The organism is Raskinella chloraquaticus (SeqCode) (genome assembly GCF_021731865.1).
In the GTDB taxonomy this organism is placed as follows: domain Bacteria; phylum Pseudomonadota; class Alphaproteobacteria; order Rhizobiales; family UBA4765; genus Raskinella; species Raskinella chloraquaticus.
In genome coordinates this window covers 45,568-67,658 of record NZ_JAKFWN010000032.1, presented here as the reverse complement: position 1 = coordinate 67,658, position 22,091 = coordinate 45,568, and the positions used below count along the sequence as shown (strand labels likewise).

General features: G+C 62.5%; 22 protein-coding genes and 1 pseudogene. 12 read left to right on the top strand and 11 right to left on the bottom strand.

Going from position 1 to position 22,091, the window contains the following annotated elements; translation table 11 throughout:
* Both ACINK1_RS11705 and ACINK1_RS11700 read right to left on the bottom strand, forming a co-directional pair.
* Positions 1–193 (bottom strand): annotated as a pseudogene (locus ACINK1_RS11705) (oxidoreductase); the annotation flags it as partial.
* A 96-nt stretch (positions 194–289) separates the two neighbouring features.
* On the bottom strand, positions 290–1,567 hold the full coding sequence (locus tag ACINK1_RS11700) for an MFS transporter (protein WP_376801959.1): 1,278 nt from the start codon (positions 1,565–1,567) through the stop codon (positions 290–292).
* A gap of 321 nt (positions 1,568–1,888) precedes the next feature.
* Between ACINK1_RS11700 and nadA the strand changes: the two genes are divergently transcribed.
* The 3 genes from nadA to nadC all read left to right on the top strand — a co-directional run bounded on the left by nadA (position 1,889) and on the right by nadC (position 5,466).
* A complete protein-coding gene (gene nadA / locus ACINK1_RS11695) occupies positions 1,889–2,923 on the top strand; it encodes a quinolinate synthase NadA (RefSeq protein ID WP_376802068.1) in 1,035 nt (344 codons plus the stop codon).
* Positions 2,924–2,989: 66 nt separating this feature from the next.
* Positions 2,990–4,609, top strand: a complete 1,620-nt coding sequence (locus ACINK1_RS11690) for an L-aspartate oxidase (RefSeq protein ID WP_376801958.1) — start codon at positions 2,990–2,992, stop codon at positions 4,607–4,609.
* A gap of 5 nt (positions 4,610–4,614) precedes the next feature.
* Complete coding sequence (gene nadC / locus ACINK1_RS11685; RefSeq protein WP_376802067.1) at positions 4,615–5,466, top strand: carboxylating nicotinate-nucleotide diphosphorylase; 852 nt, start codon at positions 4,615–4,617, stop codon at positions 5,464–5,466.
* 8 nt (positions 5,467–5,474) lie between these two features.
* Here nadC and ACINK1_RS11680 read toward each other — a convergent pair whose 3' ends face one another.
* From ACINK1_RS11680 to ACINK1_RS11665, 4 genes are all read right to left on the bottom strand, one after another.
* Entirely contained in the window at positions 5,475–6,416 is a 942-nt protein-coding gene (locus tag ACINK1_RS11680) for a cell wall hydrolase (RefSeq protein WP_376801957.1), read from the bottom strand.
* 151 nt (positions 6,417–6,567) lie between these two features.
* The gene (locus ACINK1_RS11675) at positions 6,568–6,843 is read right to left on the bottom strand and encodes a hypothetical protein (RefSeq protein WP_376801956.1); all 276 of its coding nucleotides are present in this window, start codon (positions 6,841–6,843) and stop codon (positions 6,568–6,570) included.
* Between the two features lie 5 nt (positions 6,844–6,848).
* The gene (gene ppdK / locus ACINK1_RS11670) at positions 6,849–9,527 is read right to left on the bottom strand and encodes a pyruvate, phosphate dikinase (protein ID WP_376801955.1); all 2,679 of its coding nucleotides are present in this window, start codon (positions 9,525–9,527) and stop codon (positions 6,849–6,851) included.
* A 237-nt stretch (positions 9,528–9,764) separates the two neighbouring features.
* Positions 9,765–11,591 carry a tetratricopeptide repeat protein gene (locus ACINK1_RS11665; protein ID WP_376801954.1) on the bottom strand — a complete coding sequence of 609 codons (1,827 nt, stop codon included), beginning with the start codon at positions 11,589–11,591 and terminating at the stop codon, positions 9,765–9,767.
* Positions 11,592–11,743: 152 nt separating this feature from the next.
* Between ACINK1_RS11665 and ACINK1_RS11660 the strand changes: the two genes are divergently transcribed.
* The 6 genes from ACINK1_RS11660 to glyS all read left to right on the top strand — a co-directional run bounded on the left by ACINK1_RS11660 (position 11,744) and on the right by glyS (position 16,781).
* Entirely contained in the window at positions 11,744–12,631 is an 888-nt protein-coding gene (locus ACINK1_RS11660; protein ID WP_376801953.1) for a S49 family peptidase, read from the top strand.
* 70 nt (positions 12,632–12,701) lie between these two features.
* On the top strand, positions 12,702–12,896 hold the full coding sequence (locus tag ACINK1_RS11655) for a hypothetical protein (RefSeq protein ID WP_395760135.1): 195 nt from the start codon (positions 12,702–12,704) through the stop codon (positions 12,894–12,896).
* A gap of 40 nt (positions 12,897–12,936) precedes the next feature.
* Positions 12,937–13,857, top strand: coding sequence for a glycine--tRNA ligase subunit alpha (locus tag ACINK1_RS11650; RefSeq protein ID WP_376801952.1), 921 nt, complete (start codon positions 12,937–12,939; stop codon positions 13,855–13,857).
* 2 nt (positions 13,858–13,859) lie between these two features.
* Positions 13,860–14,258 (top strand): glyoxalase/bleomycin resistance/extradiol dioxygenase family protein, encoded by a 399-nt coding sequence (locus tag ACINK1_RS11645; protein ID WP_376801951.1) that lies wholly within the window; start codon positions 13,860–13,862, stop codon positions 14,256–14,258.
* 64 nt (positions 14,259–14,322) lie between these two features.
* Positions 14,323–14,562, top strand: coding sequence for a CDGSH iron-sulfur domain-containing protein (locus tag ACINK1_RS11640; protein WP_376801950.1), 240 nt, complete (start codon positions 14,323–14,325; stop codon positions 14,560–14,562).
* Between the two features lie 80 nt (positions 14,563–14,642).
* A complete protein-coding gene (gene glyS / locus ACINK1_RS11635; RefSeq protein ID WP_376801949.1) occupies positions 14,643–16,781 on the top strand; it encodes a glycine--tRNA ligase subunit beta in 2,139 nt (712 codons plus the stop codon).
* A gap of 2 nt (positions 16,782–16,783) precedes the next feature.
* Here the strand turns inward: glyS and ACINK1_RS11630 are convergent, their stop codons facing one another.
* Positions 16,784–17,749, bottom strand: coding sequence for a polyprenyl synthetase family protein (locus ACINK1_RS11630; RefSeq protein ID WP_376802066.1), 966 nt, complete (start codon positions 17,747–17,749; stop codon positions 16,784–16,786).
* Between the two features lie 176 nt (positions 17,750–17,925).
* Between ACINK1_RS11630 and ACINK1_RS11625 the strand changes: the two genes are divergently transcribed.
* From ACINK1_RS11625 to ACINK1_RS11615, 3 genes are all read left to right on the top strand, one after another.
* The gene (locus ACINK1_RS11625; protein ID WP_376801948.1) at positions 17,926–18,156 is read left to right on the top strand and encodes a DUF2007 domain-containing protein; all 231 of its coding nucleotides are present in this window, start codon (positions 17,926–17,928) and stop codon (positions 18,154–18,156) included.
* A complete protein-coding gene (locus ACINK1_RS11620) occupies positions 18,143–18,883 on the top strand; it encodes a tRNA1(Val) (adenine(37)-N6)-methyltransferase (RefSeq protein ID WP_376801947.1) in 741 nt (246 codons plus the stop codon). The genes ACINK1_RS11625 and ACINK1_RS11620 overlap by 14 nt, the downstream gene beginning before the upstream one ends.
* A gap of 62 nt (positions 18,884–18,945) precedes the next feature.
* Positions 18,946–19,818 carry a neutral zinc metallopeptidase gene (locus tag ACINK1_RS11615; protein WP_376801946.1) on the top strand — a complete coding sequence of 291 codons (873 nt, stop codon included), beginning with the start codon at positions 18,946–18,948 and terminating at the stop codon, positions 19,816–19,818.
* 6 nt (positions 19,819–19,824) lie between these two features.
* On the opposite strand, the gene ACINK1_RS11610 is transcribed toward ACINK1_RS11615, so the two are convergent.
* Genes ACINK1_RS11610 through ACINK1_RS11595 form a run of 4 tightly spaced genes read right to left on the bottom strand, consistent with a single transcriptional unit; the run spans position 19,825 to position 22,069 of the window.
* Positions 19,825–20,694, bottom strand: a complete 870-nt coding sequence (locus ACINK1_RS11610; RefSeq protein WP_376801945.1) for a 4-(cytidine 5'-diphospho)-2-C-methyl-D-erythritol kinase — start codon at positions 20,692–20,694, stop codon at positions 19,825–19,827.
* A 7-nt stretch (positions 20,695–20,701) separates the two neighbouring features.
* Positions 20,702–21,196, bottom strand: a complete 495-nt coding sequence (locus tag ACINK1_RS11605; protein WP_376801944.1) for an ATP F0F1 synthase subunit B — start codon at positions 21,194–21,196, stop codon at positions 20,702–20,704.
* Positions 21,193–21,783, bottom strand: coding sequence for a F0F1 ATP synthase subunit B' (locus ACINK1_RS11600; protein ID WP_376801943.1), 591 nt, complete (start codon positions 21,781–21,783; stop codon positions 21,193–21,195). Before ACINK1_RS11600 ends, ACINK1_RS11605 begins: the two co-directional genes overlap by 4 nt.
* A gap of 58 nt (positions 21,784–21,841) precedes the next feature.
* The gene (locus tag ACINK1_RS11595; RefSeq protein ID WP_376801942.1) at positions 21,842–22,069 is read right to left on the bottom strand and encodes a F0F1 ATP synthase subunit C; all 228 of its coding nucleotides are present in this window, start codon (positions 22,067–22,069) and stop codon (positions 21,842–21,844) included.
* Between the last annotated feature and the right edge of the window lie 22 nt (positions 22,070–22,091).

Below are 22,091 nucleotides of genomic sequence, written 5' to 3'. Positions count from 1 at the left end.
TGCCCGGGATCATCGGAAAACGGCGGACGACCGGCGCCTTGCCGGTGATCGCCAGACCATCCTTGTAATTGACGCTGGAGGCTGTCACCCGCACCGTGACGTCGCCCTCCATCAGATCCTTGTCATCAATGTTCGTCAGTGCAACGGACTGTCCGGCGTCAGTCTTGGTGATGACAATGGCGCGAAACGACATGGGTGATCCTCCGGCTGGCGGGTCTGTGGCTTTTACATCTCTTTCCTTGCCAGCAGCCGGCAGGTGCTGGCAAGGCCGCGCGCGGTTTGAAGCAGCTTATTCGGCCGGCACCGTCGCCGCACGGTCCACCGGCGTTTCGCGGATCGGCATGTTGACGATGGCCGCCAAAAGTCCCAGCAGCACGCCCAGCCACCAGATGATGTCGTAGCTGCCGTAAACCTCGCGCGTCCACGCCGCAATCACCAGGCCGACGAACGAGCCCACCTGATGCGAGAAAAAGGCAAAACCGTAGAGCATGGCAAGCCATCGCGTGCCGAACATGATGGCAATGAGGCCTGATGTCGGCGGGATGGTGGAGAGCCAAAGAAGGCCGAGAGCGGCACCAAACATCAGGGCCGATGTGTTGGTGATGGGGAAAGAGACAAAGAGGGCAATCGCAATCGCCCGGCCGAGATATATTCCCGACAGAAGCCACCGCTTGGGGATACGATTGCCGAGCATGCCAGAGCCAAGCGAGCCGACGATGTTGAACAGGCCGATGAGGGCCAGCGTCCAGCCGCCGACTTCAGGCGTCAGCCCCTGCTCGATCAGGAATTTCGGCAGGTGGATGGTGACGAAGGCGAGATGGAAACCGCAGACGAAGAAGCCCATGACCAGAAGGACGTAGGAGCGGTGGCCAAAGGCTTCGGCCAGCGCCTGGCGCAGGGTCTGCTGCGACAAGGCACCGACGCCGGCTGGCGGATTTGTCGAACCCGGCGTTGGTGACGTTGCCAGCCTCGGCGTCCACAACGCCAGCGTCAGCGGCACGGCAAGGATCATCAGGCCGGCAAAGATCAGCAGCGTATTTGACCAGCCAACCGAGCGAATGAGGAGCGAGGAGGCCGGCGCAAAGACAAACTGCCCGAATGAGCCGGCAGCCGAGCCCGCACCGATCGCCGTACCACGCCAGCGCTCTGGCATCAGCTTGCCGAAGGCGGCAAGGACGAGGTTGAACGAGCAGCCCGAGAGGCCAAAACCGATGAGGACGCCGGCCGACAGGTTGAAGCTCCAGGGGTCACTGGCATAGGCCATGATCGCGAGCCCGGCAGCATAGACGATCAGCCCCACCGCCAGCACGCGTGTCGAACCGAACCGGTCAGCAACGGCACCGGCGAATGGCTGGCCAAGCCCCCACAGCAGATTCTGGATCGCCATGGCAAAGGAGAACAGCTCCAGCGAGAAGCCGCGCTCGGATGTGATAGGCGTGGTGAAAAGCCCCATCGTCGAGCGTGGACCAAAGGTTGCCATGGCGATCAGGCAGCCGCACAGCAAGATCAGCAGCGGCGAGCGCAAAGGCGCGGGAGAGCTGGCACTCGACGAAACAGGCTTGGTCATTGACTTATCGCTCCCCGCTGGCGCCAGGCGCCGAAATGTCTCGTTGATCGCTCGTATCACGATTGCTCGTCCTGTGACCGCCCTGCCAACGCATGACGGCTATGAGAAATGCCGATGCCCCTTGCGTCCGGTTCGATATTCGGTTAATTATGCTCTCAATCAGCATAAGCAGCGCAAGCCTCGTTTGCCCACTTGTGCTTTTTAAACGACCATATAATGCTCATGTTGAGCATTATATGGAATCAAGGAATTTTATACGGGAGTACGGTGATGTCGATGACCCAGAATTTCCAGTTTGGCACCCCGCTCGCGCACCCGGCAATGCCGGTTGGCGGCGTCAGCCCTTTTGCCAGACTGCCGCGCCCGGACCTCACATTCACTCCCGCCATGGCGGACCGGACCGCCCATATCTATGGGCGCATGGCGCGCGTCGTGCCTGCCGTCGAATGGCCGGTTTTCGCGCCCTATGTGGAGGCAATCAATCACCTGAAAAAGGAGCGCAACGCCGTCATTCTGGCGCATAACTACCAGACGCCGGAAATCTTTCACGGGGTAGCGGATATCGTCGGCGACAGCCTCCAGCTCGCCCGCGAGGCGACGCGCGTCGATGCGGACGTCATCGTCCAGTGCGGCGTTCATTTCATGGCCGAGACCTCGAAGATCCTCAGCCCCGCGAAGACTGTGCTGATTCCCGACATGAAGGCGGGGTGTTCGCTGGCATCCTCCATCACGGGCGAGGATGTGCGGTTGCTGAAGCGTGCCTATCCGGGCGTGCCGGTCGTCACCTATGTGAACACCAGCGCCGATGTGAAGGCTGAAAGCGATATCTGCTGCACCTCGTCGAACGCAGTGAAGATCGTCGAGAGCCTGGGTGTGCCGCGCGTTCTTTTCCTGCCCGACAAATATCTCGCGAAATGGGTGGCCTCGCAGACCAGTGTCGAGATCATTGCCTGGCATGGTGCCTGCGAGGTGCATGAGCGCTTCACGGGCGAGGAACTCAGGGCTTACCGGGCCGCCGATCCGGATGTGCGCATCATTGCCCATCCGGAATGCCCCCCGGACGTCATTGCGGAAGCCGATTTCACCGGCTCCACCGCCCATATGATCGAATGGGTGAAGAAGGCCGGCCATGGGCGGGTTCTGCTGGTCACCGAGTGCTCGATGGCAAGCAATGTGGCTGCCGAGGCACCGGGCGTCGACTTCATCAAGCCGTGCAATCTTTGCCCGCACATGAAGCGCATCACGTTGCCGAAAATTCTCGATTGCCTGCTCGACATGAGCGGCGAGGTGCTGGTTGACCCCTCCATCATCGAGCGCGCGCGGCTGCCCATCGAGCGCATGATCGCGGTTCGCTGACCTTAAGGGAGTTGGCTTGCTGCCGGCTCGCCGGCAGGTCACACTTGTCGGCTGCAAGGATTTCCAATGACCTCTCCTCTTCCGGCCGCCGGCAGTGATCTGTTCCCCACCCAGAGTTTTTCGGGCGCCGATGATATTGTCATCGTCGGTGGCGGGCTTGCCGGGCTGTTCTGTGCGCTGAAACTCAGCCCTCGTCCGGTGACGGTGCTGGCGGCCGCGCCGCTTGGCGATGGCGCTTCATCGGCGTGGGCGCAAGGGGGAATCGCTGCCGCCATCTCGGAGGGCGATACAGCTGAAGCGCATGTCGCCGATACGGTCGCGGCGGGCGCGGGTATCGTCGATGAACGCATGGCGCTGTTGATGGCGCGCGAGGCGCCTGCCCGCATTCACGATCTGCTCGGCTATGGTGTTCCCTTCGACCGCGACCTTGAAGGCAAGCTGTCACTATCGAAAGAAGCGGCGCATTCAACGCGCCGCATCGTCCGCGTCAAGGGCGACACGGCGGGGCGCGCGATCATGAACGCACTGGTGGTTGCCGTTCGCAAGACGCCGTCCATCCGCGTGCTGGAAGGCTTCGTTGCCGAAACCCTGATCACCGAGGGCCGCCAGGTGAAGGGCATCACCGCCCGCCCCTTGTTTGGCGGCGCGGCCAACCCGATTTCCGTTCCAGCCGGCGCTGTCGTGCTGGCAACCGGCGGCGTTGGCCATCTTTATGCGGTAACAACCAACCCCAACGAGGCGGTAGGCCAGGGTGTCGCCATGGCCGCGCGCGCCGGCGCGATGATTGCTGACCCCGAATTCGTGCAGTTTCATCCTACCGCCATTGATATCGGGCGCGACCCCGCGCCGCTGGCGACCGAAGCCCTGCGCGGCGAAGGGGCGTTACTGATCAACCGCGCCGGCGAGCGCTTCATGCTGAAGCTGCATGCCGATGGCGAGCTGGCGCCACGCGATATCGTCGCGCGTGGGGTTTTTGCTGAAAACGCTGGCGGACGGGGCGCGTTTCTCGATGCAACCAAAGCAATTGGCAGCAAATTTGCTGAACGTTTTCCAACCGTGGCGGCGGCCTGCGCCAGCGTCGGTCTTGATCCGGCGACCCAACCGATCCCGGTGGCGCCGGCTGCCCATTATCACATGGGCGGCGTATTGGTGGATGCCAATGGGCGCACCACCATCGACGGATTGTGGGCGTGCGGCGAGGTGGCATCGACCGGCGCGCACGGCGCCAATCGTCTGGCCTCGAATTCGCTGCTCGAATCGGTGGTTTTTGCCTGCCGGATTGCCGAGGATGTCAGCCAGATCCATCAGGTGCCGCGCCTGCTCCGCTGGCCCGAGCGCATCGGCGTCGAGATGGTCTCAACCGGCAATGATGGCGAGATCATCGAGCGTTTGCGCCACACCATGACCAACAAGGTGGGCGTCATCCGCCATCGCGCCGGCCTGAGCGAAGCCCTTGGGGAAATCCTCACCCTCAAGAGCATGACGCGAAGCCTGCCCCTCCTCAACATGCTGACAACCGCCAAGCTGATCACCGCGGCAGCCTATATCCGCGAGGAAAGTCGTGGCGGGCATTACCGCAGTGATTTCCCCGAAACAGACCCGCACTGGCAGCGGCGCACCTATCTGACGCTTGCCGAAGCGCAGGCAATAGCGGTTCGCGCCAGCGCCCGGCAGGGGGCGGCGTGAGCAAGATGTTCATGCCGGAATTGCCATCGCTGATCGTTGCGCGGCTGGTGGAGGCCGCCTTGCTCGAGGATCTCGGGCGGGCGGGCGACATCACCTCGCAGGCAACGATCGCGCCGGGAACCACCACGGACGCACGCCTCATTGCGCGCAACAAAGGAATTCTGGCGGGCAGCCCGCTCGCCACCGCCGCCTTCCACCTTGCGGGTCCTGGGCTGTCCGTCACCTGTCACCTAAAAGATGGCGATGCGCTGGCGCCGGGGGACGAGATTGCGCACATCAGCGGCGAGGCGCGCACGCTCCTCACCGCCGAGCGGACCGCTCTCAATTTCCTCGGTCGCATGTCCGGCATCGCCACGCTGACGAGAGCTTACGCGCAGGCTATCGCCCATACCCGGGCAGCCATCGTCTGCACCCGCAAGACGACGCCGGGCTTACGCGTGGTGGAGAAATACGCGGTGCGCTGCGGCGGCGGGCGCAATCACCGCTTCGGTCTCGATGATGCCATTCTCATCAAGGACAATCATATCGCTGTTGCCGGCGGCATCCGCCCGGCGCTGCGGCGCGCCAAGGCGTTCGCCGGCCATCTTGTGGCAATCGAGATCGAAGTCGACCGGCTCGATCAACTGGTCGAGGCGCTGGATGAGGGGGTGACCGCCATCCTGCTTGATAACATGTCGCTGTCGGACATGCGCGAGGCGGTGCGGTTGACGAACGGGCGTGCGGTGCTCGAGGCGTCAGGCAATGTGACCCTTCACACGGTCGCAGCGATTGCCGAAACAGGGGTTGATCTCATCTCGTCGGGGGCGCTCACCCACTCAGCGCCCAATTTCGATGTGGGCCTTGATATCGCGCTGTGAGCGGCGATTCACTCGTCGTTGATCGCCACTCCGGGGATAGCGTAGAAAATGTGCTCGCCGATTTTCTTCATGCGCTGGAGCGAGCGGCGCCAACGCGGCGCCACATAGGCGGCGTGATAATGGGTGGAATCGCCGATTTCCTGCAGAAAATAGCGTCCGGCGATGGCGTCATCGGCGATGCGCGTCGCCGTTTCCCAGGCTTCCTGATCATGCACGCGCTTCTTCGTGCCATCGCAGGCAAACGAGAACTGGCACCGGTTGCGCCAATGCTGATTTTGGAAAATGACGCCACAGATGCTGGTCGGGTAGACGCCGCTTTTCACGCGATTAAGAACGACTTGTGCCACGGCCTGCTGGCCACGCACCGGCTCGCCACGGCTCTCGTAGTAGATCGCCTGGGTGAGGCAGGCATGAGCCCGTTCAAGGTCTTTGGCGGAGACGATGGAGAGATCAGCCAGGCGCGCGGGTTCGGATCGCGGGGCACGGACAGGAGCCGAAGGTGCCTGTGGATCAAGACGAGCGGTCATCACCGGTAATTTGCGCAGGAAGCCGCGCTTCAACGCCGCGGCGCCATCATCGGCAAAAAGCATCGGTGCGGGGCCAACCTCTGCAAGTTCCCGGGGCGGCGTATCAGGCGGGGGCGTCTTCTGCGCAACGCTCATTGCCAGATTGCCCTTGGCGGCGCGATTGACCCTGACAAGCACAAGCATACCGCCACCGTCCTGTTCCCGCGCAAGGCGCGGTGCGACATCGGGGGGCACGATCAGAGCTTGGTCGAGTGTCCAGGCAGGCGGCGGCGTGACCGCCAGGCGGGCTCGCAGACTGACAAGGAAGTCTACCAAGGGTGCGCTGGCATCGCTCTTTGTCAGCGGCACGCAGAGGAGAGCGGTCATCAGCGCCAGGGCGCCCCCGCACAGTCTCCACGCTTTCCACCCGACAAAACGCGACATCACCCGACCACGCCAACGCGACAACCCGAACCGTCAAGCTGCTCACCGGCATCCGCCACGCGCGGCCTGCCGATAACCAGCAAGGATCTGGCAACCATGATAGTGTGAACATGCTTTAAAAGGGTTTAATGCGCGCGATTGCCGGGTAAATTCATGGCAATGACGGGGCGAGTTGCGCGACGGCAAGATAGAGCAAGGCAGCGCCGATGAAGCCCGCGACCCGCCAGGGCATGGTGATCGTTTGCAATCCCTTGTTGCCCGGCAGACGCATCATCACCAGATCAAGCATCAACGAGACAGCCAGTATCCACACCAGAGGCGGGAAGGATCCGCGCGCGAGGTCGGGGGCGCGAACAGCAATCACGCCACAGGCAATGCCGGCCGCCAGCATCAGGCAGAAATAGATGTGCTCGCGAGTGAACCGCATGCGCCTCAGCCCTCCTTGCCGGCGACCTTGCCGAGCGCTGCCTGCGCTGCCGACAAGCGGGCAATCGGCACGCGGAAGGGCGAGCATGACACGTAATCAAGGCCGATCTCATGACAGAAGCCGACGGATGCCGGATCGCCGCCATGCTCGCCGCAAATGCCAAGCTTGATATCCGGCCGCGTCCTGCGCCCGCGCTCGCAGGCGATCTCGACGAGTTCGCCGACACCCTCCTGATCAAGCGACACGAACGGATCAATTTTGAGGATACCCTTCTGCGTGTACGTGCCAAGAAAGGAGGCCGCGTCATCGCGTGAAATGCCGTAGACGGTCTGGGTGAGATCATTAGTGCCAAAGGAGAAGAACTCGGCACTGGCGGCAATGTCGGCGGCGCGGAGCGCGGCGCGCGGCAGCTCGATCATGGTGCCGACCTGATAGTCGATTCCAACCTTGCTTTCGGCGATGACGGCGTCCGCCATCTTCTTGATCGAGGCGTGCACCAGATCGAATTCGGCACGGGTGGCGATGAGCGGCACCATGATTTCCGGCACCACCGGCGTGCCGGTTTTGCGGGCGGCGATGACGGCTGCCTCGAAGATGGCGCGCGCCTGCATTTCGGCGATCTCGGGGAAGGCAATCGCCAGCCGGCAACCGCGGAAACCCAACATGGGGTTGAATTCGTGCAGTTCGGCAGCGCGGCGCTTCAGGCGCTCGGGCGTTGCCCCCATGGCGGCGGCGACTTCGGCGATTTCCTCATCGCTGTGCGGCAGGAATTCATGCAGCGGCGGATCCAGAAGGCGGATGGTGACAGGAAGGCCTGCCATGATCTCGAAGAGATCGACAAAATCCTGGCGCTGGACCGGCAGCAATTTTGCGAGCGCCGCGCGCCGACCTTCTTCATCTTCCGACAGGATCATCTCGCGCACGGCGCGGATGCGCTCCTCATCAAAGAACATATGCTCGGTGCGGCAAAGGCCGATACCCTCGGCACCGAACTGGCGGGCGGTGCGGGCATCAGCCGGTGTATCGGCATTGGCGCGCACGCCCAGACGCCGCGAGCCATCCGCCCATTCCATGATACGGGCGAAATCACCAGAGAGTTCCGGCTGCAGCATATCCACGCGCCCGCGCAGCACCTCGCCCTTCGAGCCGTCGATGGTGATGAATTCGCCCTTCTTCAGCACCACCTTGCCGGAGGTCAACGTCTCGGCGGCGTAATCGACCCGAATGCCGCCGGCGCCTGAAACGCAGGGCTTGCCCATGCCGCGCGCCACCACGGCGGCGTGCGAGGTCATGCCACCGCGCGTGGTGAGAATGCCTTCGGCAGCGTGCATGCCGTGAATATCCTCGGGCGAGGTTTCGACACGCACCAGGATGACGGCGCGGCCTTGCGCTTTCAGCGCTTCCGCCTCATCGGGAGTGAAGACGATTTCTCCTGTCGCAGCACCGGGCGAGGCCGGAAGTCCGCTGGCGATGACGTCGCGCCTGGCCTTGGGATCAATCGTTGGATGGAGCAACTGGTCAAGCGACGAGGGGTCGATACGCAGCACGGCTTCGGAAGGCGAGATGACACCGGCCTCGGCAAGGTCGACCGCGATCTTGAGCGCTGCCTTGGCGGTACGTTTGCCGCTGCGCGTCTGCAGCATCCACAGCCGGCTTTCCTCGATGGTGAACTCGATGTCCTGCATGTCGCGGTAATGGCTCTCCAGCCGGCCGCAGATGGCAAGGAATTCGCCGTAGGCTTTGGGCATCAGCCTTTCGAGCGACGGGCGATCGGAGCCGGCGGCAAGGCGGGCCTTTTCGGAAATATCCTGCGGGGTGCGGATGCCGGCCACCACGTCTTCGCCCTGGGCGTTGACAAGGAATTCGCCGTATATCTCGTTAACCCCCGTTGACGGGTTGCGGGTGAAGGCGACACCGGTTGCCGAGGTTTCACCCATATTGCCAAACACCATCGCCTGGATGTTGACCGCTGTTCCCCATTCCTGCGGAATCTGGTGCAGACGGCGATAGGTGATGGCGCGCTGGTTCATCCATGATGCGAAGACGGCACCGATGGCACCCCACAATTGCGCTAACGGGTCTTGCGGGAAGGGGCGGCCGAGATGCTTTTCCACGAGCGCCTTGTAATCGACGATCAGCTTTTCCCAGTCGGCGGCGCCGAGATCGGTATCAAGGACGTGGCCATGGCGCTCCTTGTAGTCCTCAAGCTTCTCCTCGAAATGGGCATGCTCAATCCCCAGCACCACGTCAGAATACATGGTGATGAAGCGGCGATAGCTGTCATAGGCAAAGCGCTGATTGCCGGTCTTGCGAGCCAGGCCGGCAACGGTGGCATCATTGAGACCAAGGTTGAGAACGGTGTCCATCATGCCGGGCATGGAGGCGCGCGCGCCGGAGCGGACCGATACCAGCAGCGGGTTTTCAGCGTCGCCAAAACCCTTGCCGACCTGTGTGCCGATGGCGGCCAGCGCCTTGGCCACCTCATCGCGCAATTGCGGCGGGTAGCTGCTGTCGTGATCGTAGAAATAGGTGCAGGCTTCGGTGGTGATGGTGAAACCCGGCGGCACCGGCAGGCCGAGATTGGCCATTTCGGCAAGATTGGCCCCTTTGCCACCGAGAAGATTACGCAGATCGGAGCGTCCTTCAGCTTTTCCCTCGCCGAACGAATAAACCCACTTCGTCATGATCAGACCTGTCCTCTTGTCACCCGTGAGCGCGTTTCGTCTTGAGGTGTTCAAAGCGAAACGCGCTTTGTCTATCTCTTTTGTCGCCTGATGATTGCAAAAAGTCGCTCACACTCTTTTGCCACAGCCTCCAGGGCGCCGCATGCGCGCGACCTTCTGGCCGAAACGTGGTGTTTTGTCTATCCGACGAAGGGTGCCGGGCAGGCATCCCGTCATGCTACCATCACCAGGCGGCAATCAACCGCCCTGACCGGTCGGGGTGGCAGCACCCGTTGCGGGCCGTGCCTCGGCGGCTGGCAATTCACCTGTGCGCAGTTTTTCCACGATCACCGCCAGATCGGCCTCTTCCGGTTTCAGATCGCGGGCATGGCTCCATTGAAAGCGGGCCTCAAGGACACGCCCAAGCTTGAAATAGACATCACCCAGATGATCATTGATCACCGGATCGCCGGGCATTCTCTCGATGGCTTTTTCCAGCCATATCAACGCTTCATTGTAATTGCCCAGGCGATAATAGGCCCAGCCCACCGAATCGAGGATAGCCCCATCCTCCGGCCGCAACTCGACGGCGCGATGCAGCATGGCCAGGGCTTCGGTGAGGTTCAGATGGCGATCAACCCACGAATAACCCAGATAATTGAGCACCTCGGGGCGTTCGGGCTGAAGCTCCAGCGCCTTCTTCAGATCGCGTTCGGCGAGGTCCCATTTCTTGTCGCGCTCCAGGCAGGTGGCGCGCGAAAAAAACCAGGTCCAATGGCGCGGTTTCGGGTCAGCGACGAGGGCGATTGCCGCGTCATAGGAGGTGATTGCCTCGGCCCAGCGTTTCTTGATGCGCAGAATATTGGCGCGCGTCACCAGCGCATCGACATCGTTCGGGTTGGCGGCAATGATCCTGTCGAGCTTCAGCAACGCATCATCGGTGCGCGCCAGATCATCCAGCGCCAATGCCTGCTGCAGGTCGGCCGAGCGGCGCATCGGTGAGGTGCGGGGCACGCGTTCATAGAGTGCGACTGCCCGCTCGGTCCGCTTCATCTGGTCCATGAGATCGCCCAGCGACAGCAGCGCCAGCGCATTGTCGTCGTCCAGGTAAGTGGCAAGGTTGAAATAGATGGCGGCGATATCCTGGCCATCATCGCGGGCAAGCGCCGAGCCAAGCCCGAGCAGAACCTCGGCAGCGCCGCGCCGGGCATCGCGGATCATCGGCGCAATCGGCTTTTTGGCTGCAATGTCCTGCTTCAAGGCTTTGGCGATGGGGTTTTCGGGAGCGCGGCTGAGAAAATTGTCGAGCACGACCAATGCCTGATCGCGCTCTCCATTGCGGGCGAGCAGGCGCGCCTGCGCTTCCATAAGCCGCAGGCCATAGGGATCAGCCCTGTAGGCTGCAGCGATGCGCCGGCTGGCTTCGGCACGCAACTGGCTGACTTCGTCGCGGCGCTTGTCGTCCGCCCCTTTGGCGCTTTCAGTGCGGCGCGCGGCGACGTCATTGATGAGGCCGCCATGATAGTCGCGAAAAACGTCGTAAAATTCCGCCCCCTTGAGCTTGGTCAGAATGGTCAAAGCTTCCTGTGTCTGGCCAGCTCCCTGGGCTGCCCAGGCGGCGAGCAGACCGGCGGTGATGTCGACATCTCCCCCCTTGTCGCCCGATGACAGGATGGATTGAGCTGATGCGTAACGCTGGTTGCGCATGGAGCGCACCGCCAGCACCAGCCGGCTCAGACGATCGCTGGGATCACGCTCCATCACGAGCGTTGCAAGTTCACTGGCGCGGCCGATATCGCCAGCCGACAGGCGAAGAAGGAAGGCGCGTGCCAGAAGCTCATTATTTGCCGGATCGATACGATAGGCGCTGTCAAAGAATTGGGCAGCAGCCGCGACGTCCTGCGCGGCGGCGGCGGAGCGGGCGGCAAGATAAGTGCCGGATAATGTTCGCAACAAGGATTGGCGCCCGTCATCGACGCCGGCAAAGCCGCGCGCGGGTGCGGCCCGCTCCGCCATCGCTGCGGGTGCCAGCGCCAGGCTGATCGTGACAAGAAAAAAGCGGGCTGACACAGTCAGTGACGGCATTGGATCAATTTCCGGAAAGAAGAGGGCCCGTCGCTTGGGCAATCAATACGGCGCAACCATGACCGCTCGCGGTATCAAGGGCAAGAGTGCGCAGTACTGACTACCGTCACGACAATTGACGGGTGGCGTGAAAGCGACCTAATCCATGGGTCATGATAACACATATTCTTGATCACCGGTTGGTCCGCTGGCTTCTGCCCGCCCGTTTGCGCGCCGCGCGCGTCGTGATCCCGGTTATACGCCTCAGCGGGGTTATTGCGGCCGAGAGTGCTTCGCCGCTGTCGCGCAACAATCTGTCGCTATCGGTCATCGCCGAGGCGCTCGAGAAAGCGTTTTCTGATAAAAAGGCGCCAGCCATCGCGCTCATCATCAATTCGCCAGGTGGCTCGCCGGTACAATCGCACATGATCTACAAGCGCATCCGCGCACTCGCCGTCGAACATGGCAAGGCGGTGATCGGCTTTGTCGAGGATGCGGCGGCCTCGGGCGGCTATATGATTGCCTGCGCGGCGGACGACATTTATGCCGACCCGTCGTCAGTGGTCGGGTCGATTGGCGTGATTTCCGCCGGATTTGGCTTTAGCGAAGCCATTTCACGACTGGGAATCGAGCGCCGCGTCGTTACTGCCGGCTCGCGCAAGGGGATGCTTGATCCGTTCAGTGCCGTTAACGCAGACGATGTCGAGCGGTTGAAACGCCTGCAGGCGCGGGTCCACGACGTGTTCGTGTCGCTGGTGCGCGCGCGGCGCGGCGCCAAGCTGATGGAGAGCGAAACCGATCTGTTCACAGGTGAATTCTGGTCGGGCGCACAGGCCCTGGAGCTTGGGCTCATCGACGGGCTTGGTGATATCCGTGCCGTGCTGCGGGAGCGCTTCGGCGACAAGGCCAAGATCGCGCTGATCTCGTCGGAGCGCGGTTTTTTCTCACGCCGCTCACCGGCGATCGCCGCGAACATCAGCACGCGACTGGCTGAAGCGATGCTTGACCGGGTGATCGCACGCCTCGACGAGCGCAGCCTGTGGGCGCGATTTGGGCTGTGAAGGCGTATTTTTTGCCTTGCTTTTGCCGCAAGCCCTCGCAAGACTTAAGCATCTGACAAGGGAGAGACGCATGCCGCCCATCCTATTTGCCGCCGCGGTCGCTGGGAGCGCATTCCTTGCTTTTCGGCTGTTGCGTCAGGCGAACCAGCGCGTCGTCATTCGGCGCACAGCGGCACAGCGCCAGCGCGCTCCTGTCGATTCGCTCATCCGCGATCCTGAAACCGGAATCTATCGCCCGTCATCATCACCGGACCGGCGCAGCTGACGGCTTGTCCTGAACCGCGTCTGCCTGTAATGCGGCGTTTATGGCCCATTCTTCCTCCCCGCTCGATCCCGCACGTTCCTTTCAAGGACTGATCCTCACCCTGCAACGCTTCTGGGCGGAGCAGGGCTGCGTGATTTTGCAACCTTATGACATGGAGGTGGGCGCCGGCACGTTTCATCCGGCCACGACGTTGCGCGCGCTGGGGCCAAAACCATGGCGCGCGGCCTATGTGCAGCCCTCGCGCCGTCCCAAGGACGGGCGCTATGGCGAGAACCCCAACCGCCTTCAGCATTATTATCAATTTCAGGTGATCTTGAAGCCGAACCCGCCCGATCTGCAGAAACTCTATCTCGCCTCGCTGGCGCAGATCGGCATCGACATGGGAATCCACGATGTGCGATTCGTCGAGGATGACTGGGAAAGTCCGACGCTGGGTGCCTGGGGCCTTGGCTGGGAGTGCTGGTGTGATGGCATGGAAGTCTCGCAATTCACCTATTTCCAGCAGGTGGCGGGCTTTGAATGCGCGCCGGTGGCAGGCGAGCTGACCTATGGGCTGGAGCGCCTGGCCATGTATGTGCAAGGCGTCGAGAACGTCTACGATCTCAATTTCAACGGCCTCGAGGGCGCCGACCGGATCAGCTACGGCGACGTCTTCCTGCAGGCCGAGCAGGAATATTCGCGGCACAATTTCGAGCATGCCGATACCGGCATGCTGTTCAAGCAGTTCGAGATGGCCGAGAGCGCCTGTCACAGCTATCTGGCGGCGGGGCAAGCGGGAGACAAGCATCTGATGGCGCTGCCCGCCTATGACCAGTGCATCAAGGCAAGCCATGTATTCAACCTGCTGGATGCGCGCGGCGTCATCTCGGTGACCGAGCGGCAGGGCTATATTCTGCGGGTGCGGGAACTCGCCAAGGCGTGCGGGACGGCATACCTGCAGACGAGGGATGGTGGCAGGTGAAGATGCCTGAAATCAGTGGGCAGGCAACGGTCCTTCTGTCGCAAGATGTACCCCGCGCACTGGCTTTCTGGGAACGCATTTTTGGATTCAGCGTTGGCAACAGTTGGGGTGATCCGGTGAGTTTCACCATTCTCCGTCGCGATTCGGCACGAGTGATGATCGGTGCGGCGGCACCCGGCTACAACATCCCTCACATCCGGGAAGGACGGGCGGGTCTGTGGGATGCCTATTTCTGGGTCAATGATGCGAGAGGCCTGTTTGCCGACATCAAAGCGCGCGGCGCCGCTTTCGATCATGAACTTTATGAGGCGGAGTACGGCGTGCTCGAATTCACCGTGCGCGATCTGGATGGTCACAATATCGGTTTTGGCGAAGTCCTGCGCCTGACTGAGACTCAGTGAAAATCTGATACTTGCCTTCACCACCTTCAACGCCCATGTTGGCGCCGCTTCAGGAGAGAACCAGATGGACAAACCGGTCTGCGCCCAAAAAGAGCCCTTCCCCTATGATGTCGAAGCGGGAAAAGCCTATTTCTGGTGCTCGTGCGGGCGCTCGAAAAACCAGCCGCTGTGCGATGGCTCGCACATGGGCAGCGGCTTCATGCCGGTCAAATTCGAGGCCGCGACAAGTGAAACCGTCTATTTCTGCGGCTGCAAGGGCACCTACAAGGCGCCGCTTTGCGATGGATCGCACAAGCTTCTCTGAGCCAATCGCAAACTCAGGCTCGACAGGCAGCGAGGCGGGCTTTAGGGCTTTGGCCCCCGTGTTTTTCGTGAAGTCAAACGATGCCTGATCTTCTCCTCGAACTCTTCAGCGAAGAAATTCCCGCCCGCATGCAAGGCAAGGCGGCGGAGGATCTGCGAAAAGGTATCACCGACGGGCTGGTCGCGGCAGGCCTCACCTATGACAGCGCCAAGGCGTTTGCCACACCGCGCCGGCTGGCGCTGGTGGTGGGCGGCCTGCCGCTATCCTCGCCCGATCAGCGTGAGGAAAAAAAGGGGCCGCGCGTCGGCGCGCCCGATGCCGCCATACAAGGCTTCCTGAAAAGCGCCGGCCTTACCTCGATTGATCAGGCGACCATCCAGTCCGACGGGAAGAAGGGCGAGGTTTATATCGCGCTTATCAACCGGCCAGGCCGCGCCACCGTCGATATTCTGAGCGAGTTGATTCCGAATGTGATCCGCAGCTTTCCGTGGCCGAAATCAATGCGCTGGGGGAGCGCCTCGGTCTCTTCGTCGTCGCTTCGCTGGGTGCGGCCGCTGACGTCGATCCTGTGCACGTTCGGGCCGGAGACGGAGGCAACCGAGATCGTGCCGCTCGATGTCGACGGCATCGTTTCCGGCAATATCACCTATGGCCATCGCTTCATGGCGCCGCAGCCAATCATGGTGAGCCGCTATGAGGATTACGTCGACAAGCTTTTGAAAGCGAAGGTCGTGCTCGATGCCGAGCGCCGCAAGGCCATCATTCTGGCTGAAGCGCGCACGCTGTGCACAGCGCAGAACCTCGAATTCATCGATGATGAGGGGCTGGCGCAGGAAGTGGCGGGGCTGGTTGAGTGGCCGGTGGTGCTGATGGGGCGCTTCGATGAGGCCTTTCTCACCATTCCCGGCGAGGTCATTCGCGCCACCATCCGCGCCAACCAGAAGTGTTTCGTGGTGCGCCAGCCGGACACCGGAGCACTCGCCAACCGCTTTATGCTCACGGCCAATATCGAGGCGAGCGATCATGGCGCCGCCATCATCGGTGGTAATGAGCGGGTGGTGCGGGCGCGCCTGTCGGATGCGCGCCATTTCTGGCAGACGGATTTGGGAGCGCTGCCGGACGCCGGCGATTATGCGCAAGAGGCGGCGGCGCTCGGACTTGATCTTGCAAAGTCGCTCGATCAGCGCATGGGCAAGCTTGCCCATCTCAATGTGGTGTTCCATCAGAAGCTCGGCACGCAGGGCGAGCGGGTGCAGCGTATCGTGGCGCTGGCACGCCAGCTGGCGCCGCTTGTGGGGGCCGATCCCGATCTGGCGGCACGCGCGGCAAGCCTCGCCAAGGCCGATCTCACATCCGAGATGGTGGGGGAATTCCCGGAATTGCAGGGGTTGATAGGCCGGCGTTATGCCGAGCTGCAGGGCGAGCACCCGTCGGTTTGCGCGGCGATCGAGGATCATTACAAACCGCTGGGGCCGGGCGACCGGGTGCCGAGCGACCCTGTCGCGATCACGGTGGCCCTTGCCGACAAGCTCGACACGCTGGTGGGCTTCTGGGCGATTGACGAGAAGCCCACTGGTTCGAAAGACCCTTACGCGCTGCGCCGCGCGGCACTTGGCGTGATCCGGCTGGTGGTCGAAAATGGTATTCATCTTCGCCTGACTGACGCCGTGCCGCGCTTCGGCGAAGACCTCCTCTCCTTCTTTTATGACCGCCTGAAGGTGCAGCTCCGCGATTCCGGCGCACGACACGATCTGGTGGATGCGGTACTGGGCGCCGGCGGCGCGAGTGACGATCTCCTCCTCATCGTGCGCCGTGTCGAGGCGTTGGCTGCATTTCTCAAGAGCGATGACGGAACGAATTTGTTAGCCGGCTACAAGCGTGCGGCGAACATCCTCAAGGCGGAGGAAAAGAAAGACGGCACGACGTTCGACGGCGTGGTCGACGAGGCGCTGATCGCAGCGCGCGGCGCACCGGAAGAACAGGCTCTCGCCGCTGCTATTGCTGTTGCCCGGCAGGCGGTCAGCGACAAAATCACTGCTGGCAATTACGCCGGCGCACCCACCGCGCTCGCCGCACTTCGCCCTGCGGTCGATGCCTTCTTCGAGAAAATCCTGGTCAATGATCCCGACCCGGCGATCCGCGCCAGCCGCCTCAACCTGCTGGCGCGTTTTCGCGCCGCCACCTTGCCGGTTGCCGATTTCGGGTTGATCGCAGGCTGAGACTAAAACGCCCGCTCGACGGTGAAGTCGATGACTTCCTCAAGCGCCAGACGATGCTCGCCGACCGGACAGGATGCCAGAGCCGCGCGGGCGGAACTGGCATAAGAGCGGGCGCGGGCGATGGTCTCTTCAATCGCCTGGTAGCGGCGTATCAGGTCGGCGGCAATTTCAAGATCTCCCTCGCCTGCCTCGCCACCCTCGATGGCGCGCTGCCAGAAGGCACGCTCGCCCGGCGTTCCGCGCGCGAAGGCAAGGATTACCGGTAGCGTCACCTTGCCCTCGCGAAAATCATCGCCGATGCGCTTGCCCAGCATCGCCTCATGGCCGGAATAATCGAGGGCGTCATCGACAAGCTGGAAGGCCAGGCCAAGATCGGTACCAAATTGCGCCAGCGGGGCGCGCATATGGGGAAGGCCGGCAATCGTCGGGCCTACCTCGGCAGCCGCAGAAAACAGCGCCGCTGTCTTGGCGCCGATCACGGTCAGGTATTTGTCCTCGGTCGTGGTCATGCTCTTGGCAGCGGCAAGCTGCAAGACTTCGCCCTCGGCGATCACGGTGGCGGCGGAGGAGAGAATATCGAGGGCGTCGAGGGAGCCTACCTCGACCATCATCTTGAACGCCTGGCCGAGCAGGAAATCGCCAACCAGAACGCTTGCCTGATTGCCCCATACCTTGCGGGCGGTCGCCTTGCCGCGGCGCAGATCGGATTCGTCCACCACATCGTCATGAAGCAGTGTCGCGGTGTGCATGAACTCAACGGCTGCCGCGAGCTTTATGTGCCCCTCGCCGCGATAGCCGAACATCTGGGCTGCCACCAGCGTCAGCATCGGGCGCAGGCGCTTGCCGCCTGAATTGATCAGGTGCTTGGCAACCTCCGGGATCATCGCCACGTCGGAGCCGGTGCGTGACAGGATCATGGCATTGACGCGCGCCATGTCGGCGCCAACCAGGGCCACCAGACGGTCCATTCCGGTCAGTGATTGCTTTTCGAGAGGCAGCGCTAGGTTCAAGTCGACGATCTCCGGCGCTTGTGAAGCGCATCGAACTCAGCATAGAGAGGTGACAGCGCCGTCACAAGTCAACAGGCTGGCGCCATTTACCACGTCGGCTACGTGTTCCTGCCAAGCGATAAGGATACCGCGACATGCTTGAATTGCTGCGCAGCAATGACCCAGTGTTAATATCCGCCGCCCAGGCGCTGCTCGACGCGGCAGAGATCGGGCATTTTCTGTTTGATCAGCATGCAAGCATCGTCGAGGGTTCGCTGGGCGTGCTGCCACGGCGGCTGATGATTGATCGCGACGATGAGACGGCGGCACGACGCCTGCTGACGCAAGCAGGGCTCGGGGCGGAACTGCGCCATGGAGGTCAGTAAGGATCATCTGCTGGGCGGGCGCGTGCGCCTCAGGCAGGCTGTCGACGGTTATCGCGCCGGGCTCGATGCGGTGCTGCTTGCCGCATCCATTCCGGCCATGAGCGGCGAGCGTGTGCTCGATCTTGGCTGCGGCGCTGGCGCTGTGAGCCTTTGCCTGCTGGCGCGGGTGGGTGATTGCCATGTAACCGGCGTCGAGATCGATCATGACATGGCGCAGCTTGCGCAGGATAATGCCGCGCTTAATGGCTGGGAGGCGCGGCTGAGCATTGTAGCGGGCGACATCAGCCGGCGCGGGCTTCTGTCCGACCAGACCTTCGATCACATCATGGCAAACCCGCCCTTCCATGACAAAAGGCGCCATCGCCTGCCGCGACTGGAGCAAAGGGCGCAGGCGCTGGTTGAGGGAGAGGCTGGCGTGGACAAATGGTTCGCTGTCGGCCTGCGACGGGTGAAGCCCGGCGGCAGCCTGACCTTCATCCTGCGCGCTGATCGGCTCGATGAGGCTTTGGCGGCGCTTGGTGGACTTGCCGGGCGGATCACCGTTCTGCCGGTGCATTCGCACGCCGGCAAACCGGCGATCCGGGTGATCGTGCAGGCGATCAAGGAGAGGCGCACACCGCTATCGCTTCTGCCGGCGCTGGTTCTGTTTGACGAGAAGGGTGAGCAGAGCGGCGCGGCGCGGGATATTCTTGCCAATGGCGCGCGCCTGTCGCTTGAGGGCGGATGATCACCAGGCTTTCAGTGAGTGGCGAAAGCGGATAGGTTGCAGCCTGTTTTGGGAGACCATCGATGAAATGGGATGATTATCGTCAATCCGACAATGTCGACGATTACCGTGGCGGCGGTGGCGGCGGACTTGGCCGGGCGACGGGCGGCATCGGCATCGGTGGCATGCTGCTGATGGGTGTCCTTTATTTCGGCTTTGGTATCGACCCGAGCTTCCTGCTCAATAGCGGCCTGATCGGCGGGGGCGGGCAGGCGCCCACGCAGCAGAGCGCGCCGCGCCACGCCGACCCCAATGACCCGCTGTCACGCTTCGTATCGACGGTGCTGGCGACAACCGAGGATGCGTGGACGCAGGTGTTTCGTGAAAACGGCCAAATTTACGAAAAGCCGCGTCTCACTCTTTTCAGCGATGAGATCGCTTCGGGGTGCGGAGACGCTGAATCGGCCATGGGCCCGTTCTATTGCCCCAATGACCGGCGCGTCTATCTCGACATGGCGTTCTTCAACGAGCTTGCCACCAAATTCAAGGCGCCGGGCGAATTCGCCAATGCCTATGTGATTGGCCATGAGATCGGCCATCATGTGCAGAATTTGCTTGGCATTCTGCCCAAGGTGCAGCAGGCGCAGCGCGGTCTCGACAAGGCCTCAGCCAATGGCCTGCAGGTGCGTGTCGAACTGCAGGCTGATTGTTTTGCCGGGGTATGGGCCAACCGGGTCAATCGCATCAAGCCGGGTTTCCTCGACCAAAACGACATTGCGGCGGCCATCCGCGCTGCCTCGGCGGTGGGTGATGACACCATCCAGCGCCGCACCATCGGCCGTGTCGTGCCGGAGAGCTTCACCCATGGCTCGGCGCAGCAGCGCGCCTCATGGTTCCAGCAGGGCCTGAAGGCCGGCAAAATCGAGGCGTGCAACACGTTCCAGCAATCGCGTTAGGTGTCCTCAGCCGGACGCCAGCTTCACCACTTCGACCCACCAGTCGGCATGCGGTTGGCACACATGCTGTGAAGCCTGGTGCGCGGCAGCGCTCGTTTCGTAAAGCGCAACAACGCTGGCGCCCGAGCCGGACATGCGCACGAGAAGCGCACCTGTTGCCTGCAGCGCGGCGATAACCTCGCCGATCGCCGGCTCAATCCGGCATGCCGGCGGTTCAAGATCGTTGCGGGCAAGCTTGAGGCGGGCGATAAGGTCGCTGGCGTCGGCAATCGACGTCAGGTCGGGGTGGGCCTCGCCCGAACGGTCGCTTCCCGGCGCCAGACCAAGGGCTGAAAAGACAGCACGCGTCTCCACCGGCTTTCCCGGATTGACCAGGATGCCGGCGAGCGGCGGCAAATTGTCCAGGCGCTCAATCCTGTCGCCGATGCCGCGCATCATGGCCGGGCGCGGATCGAGGCACACCGGGACATCGGCACCGGTGGCGCGCGCCGCTTCAATCAGGCGCGGATCATCGAGCGCGAGATGATTGAGCCGGGCGAGCAGACGGAGGGCTGCGGCAGCGTCGGAGGAGCCGCCACCAAGCCCGGCTGCCGCCGGCAGATGCTTTTCAAGCGAGAAATGACCAAGCGTCAGCCCGTCAACACGCGCGACAAGGTTTCGCGCTGCTTTGATGACAAGGTTGTCAACGTCCGGACCGACAGCGCCAGCGCGCGGGCCGCTCACCGTAATGGCGAGAGGCAGACCCGGCGCCAGATGCAGCGTGTCATGGCAGCTTGCAAAGACCACCAGGCTTTCAAGGAGGTGATAGCCGTCAGCGCGCCTGCCCACAACATGAAGGCTGAGATTGACCTTGGCCGGCGCGCGTTCGCTCAGCATCGCTTGATCAGTTGAGGCGCGCCTTGACCTCGGCAATGGATCTGTCCATCAGCTCGTTTGACACCGCGCCCTTGAGCCGCCCGCTCAGCACTTTTTCAGCAGCGGCAATGGCGACATCGACGGCGACCGAGCGCACATCAGCGATGGCGCGGGCCTCCGCCTGGGCGATCTTGGCCTCGGCAGCCTTGGTGCGGCGCTGAATAGTGTCGACGAGCTGGGCTTCCGCCTCGACCTTGAGACGTTCCGCATCACGTCTGGCGCTTGACACGATCTCGCCCGCCTCACGCTCGGCATCGCGGGCTTTACGCTGGAAATCAGCGAGCAGTGCCTGCGCTTCCTCCCGCAGCCGGCGGGCGTCATCGAGATCACGCGCAATCGTCGCGGCGCGATCATCCAGCGATTTGGCAATGGTGCGATGGACGCCGGCTTTCAGTGCAATGGCAATGAAGATCACCAGCGCCACGCCGGTCCAGAACACCGGATCCTTGATGAATTCGATCATCGTCTTGTTCCCGGCAGATGCATGGAGCTGGCGACCGCCGCACCGATTTCGTCGCGTGTCGGTGCGCCTGTGAGCTTGGCCACAATCGCCTCGGCGCAGTCGGTGGCAATGGCGCCGACCTCGCCCAGCGCCTTGTCGCGCACCGCAGCGATGCGCTTTTCGGCGACAGCCAGATGCTGGGCGAGCTTTGCCTCTTCCATATCCTTTTTGCCGGCAAAGTCAGCGGCCATAGTCTGGCGCGCTTCATCAGCCAGTTTGGCGGCGCTGCGACGGGCATCGGCAAGCGCTTTTTCATAAGTCTGTTCGGCGGCACTCGCTTCATTCCTGAAGCGTTCCGCCTCGCTCAGATCACCGCTGATGCGCCCGCGACGCTCAGAGAGGATGCCGCCCACACGTGGTGCCCCCACTTTGGCCATGAACAGCCACAGCAGGCCAAAGGCGATCGCCAGCCACAAAAGCTGAGAGCCGAAGCTGTCAGGCTTGAAGGGCGGGAAAGAGCCATGGCCCGCATCATGCGCGACCTCGGAGTGAGGCGCGGCACGTGCCGCCCCCGCTGCCGGTGTCACATTTGTCGTCGGCGTTGCCATCAAAGGCCTCCGTCAGGGCGCATATCCGGCGCGGGTCGATGATCCGCGCCCCAGGAACTCAGAGCGCGAAGAGAAGCAGGAGCGCAATCAGCAGCGAGAAGATGCCGAGCGCTTCGGTCACCGCGAAGCCGAAGATAAGACGGGCGAACTGGCCATCAGCGGCAGACGGGTTGCGCAATGCCCCCGACAGGAAGTTACCAAAGATATTGCCGACGCCAACGGCGGCCCCCGCCATACCGATACATGCAAGGCCTGCACCGAGATATTTGGCTGCAATCGGATCCATAATCGTCACTCCTGTTGGAAGA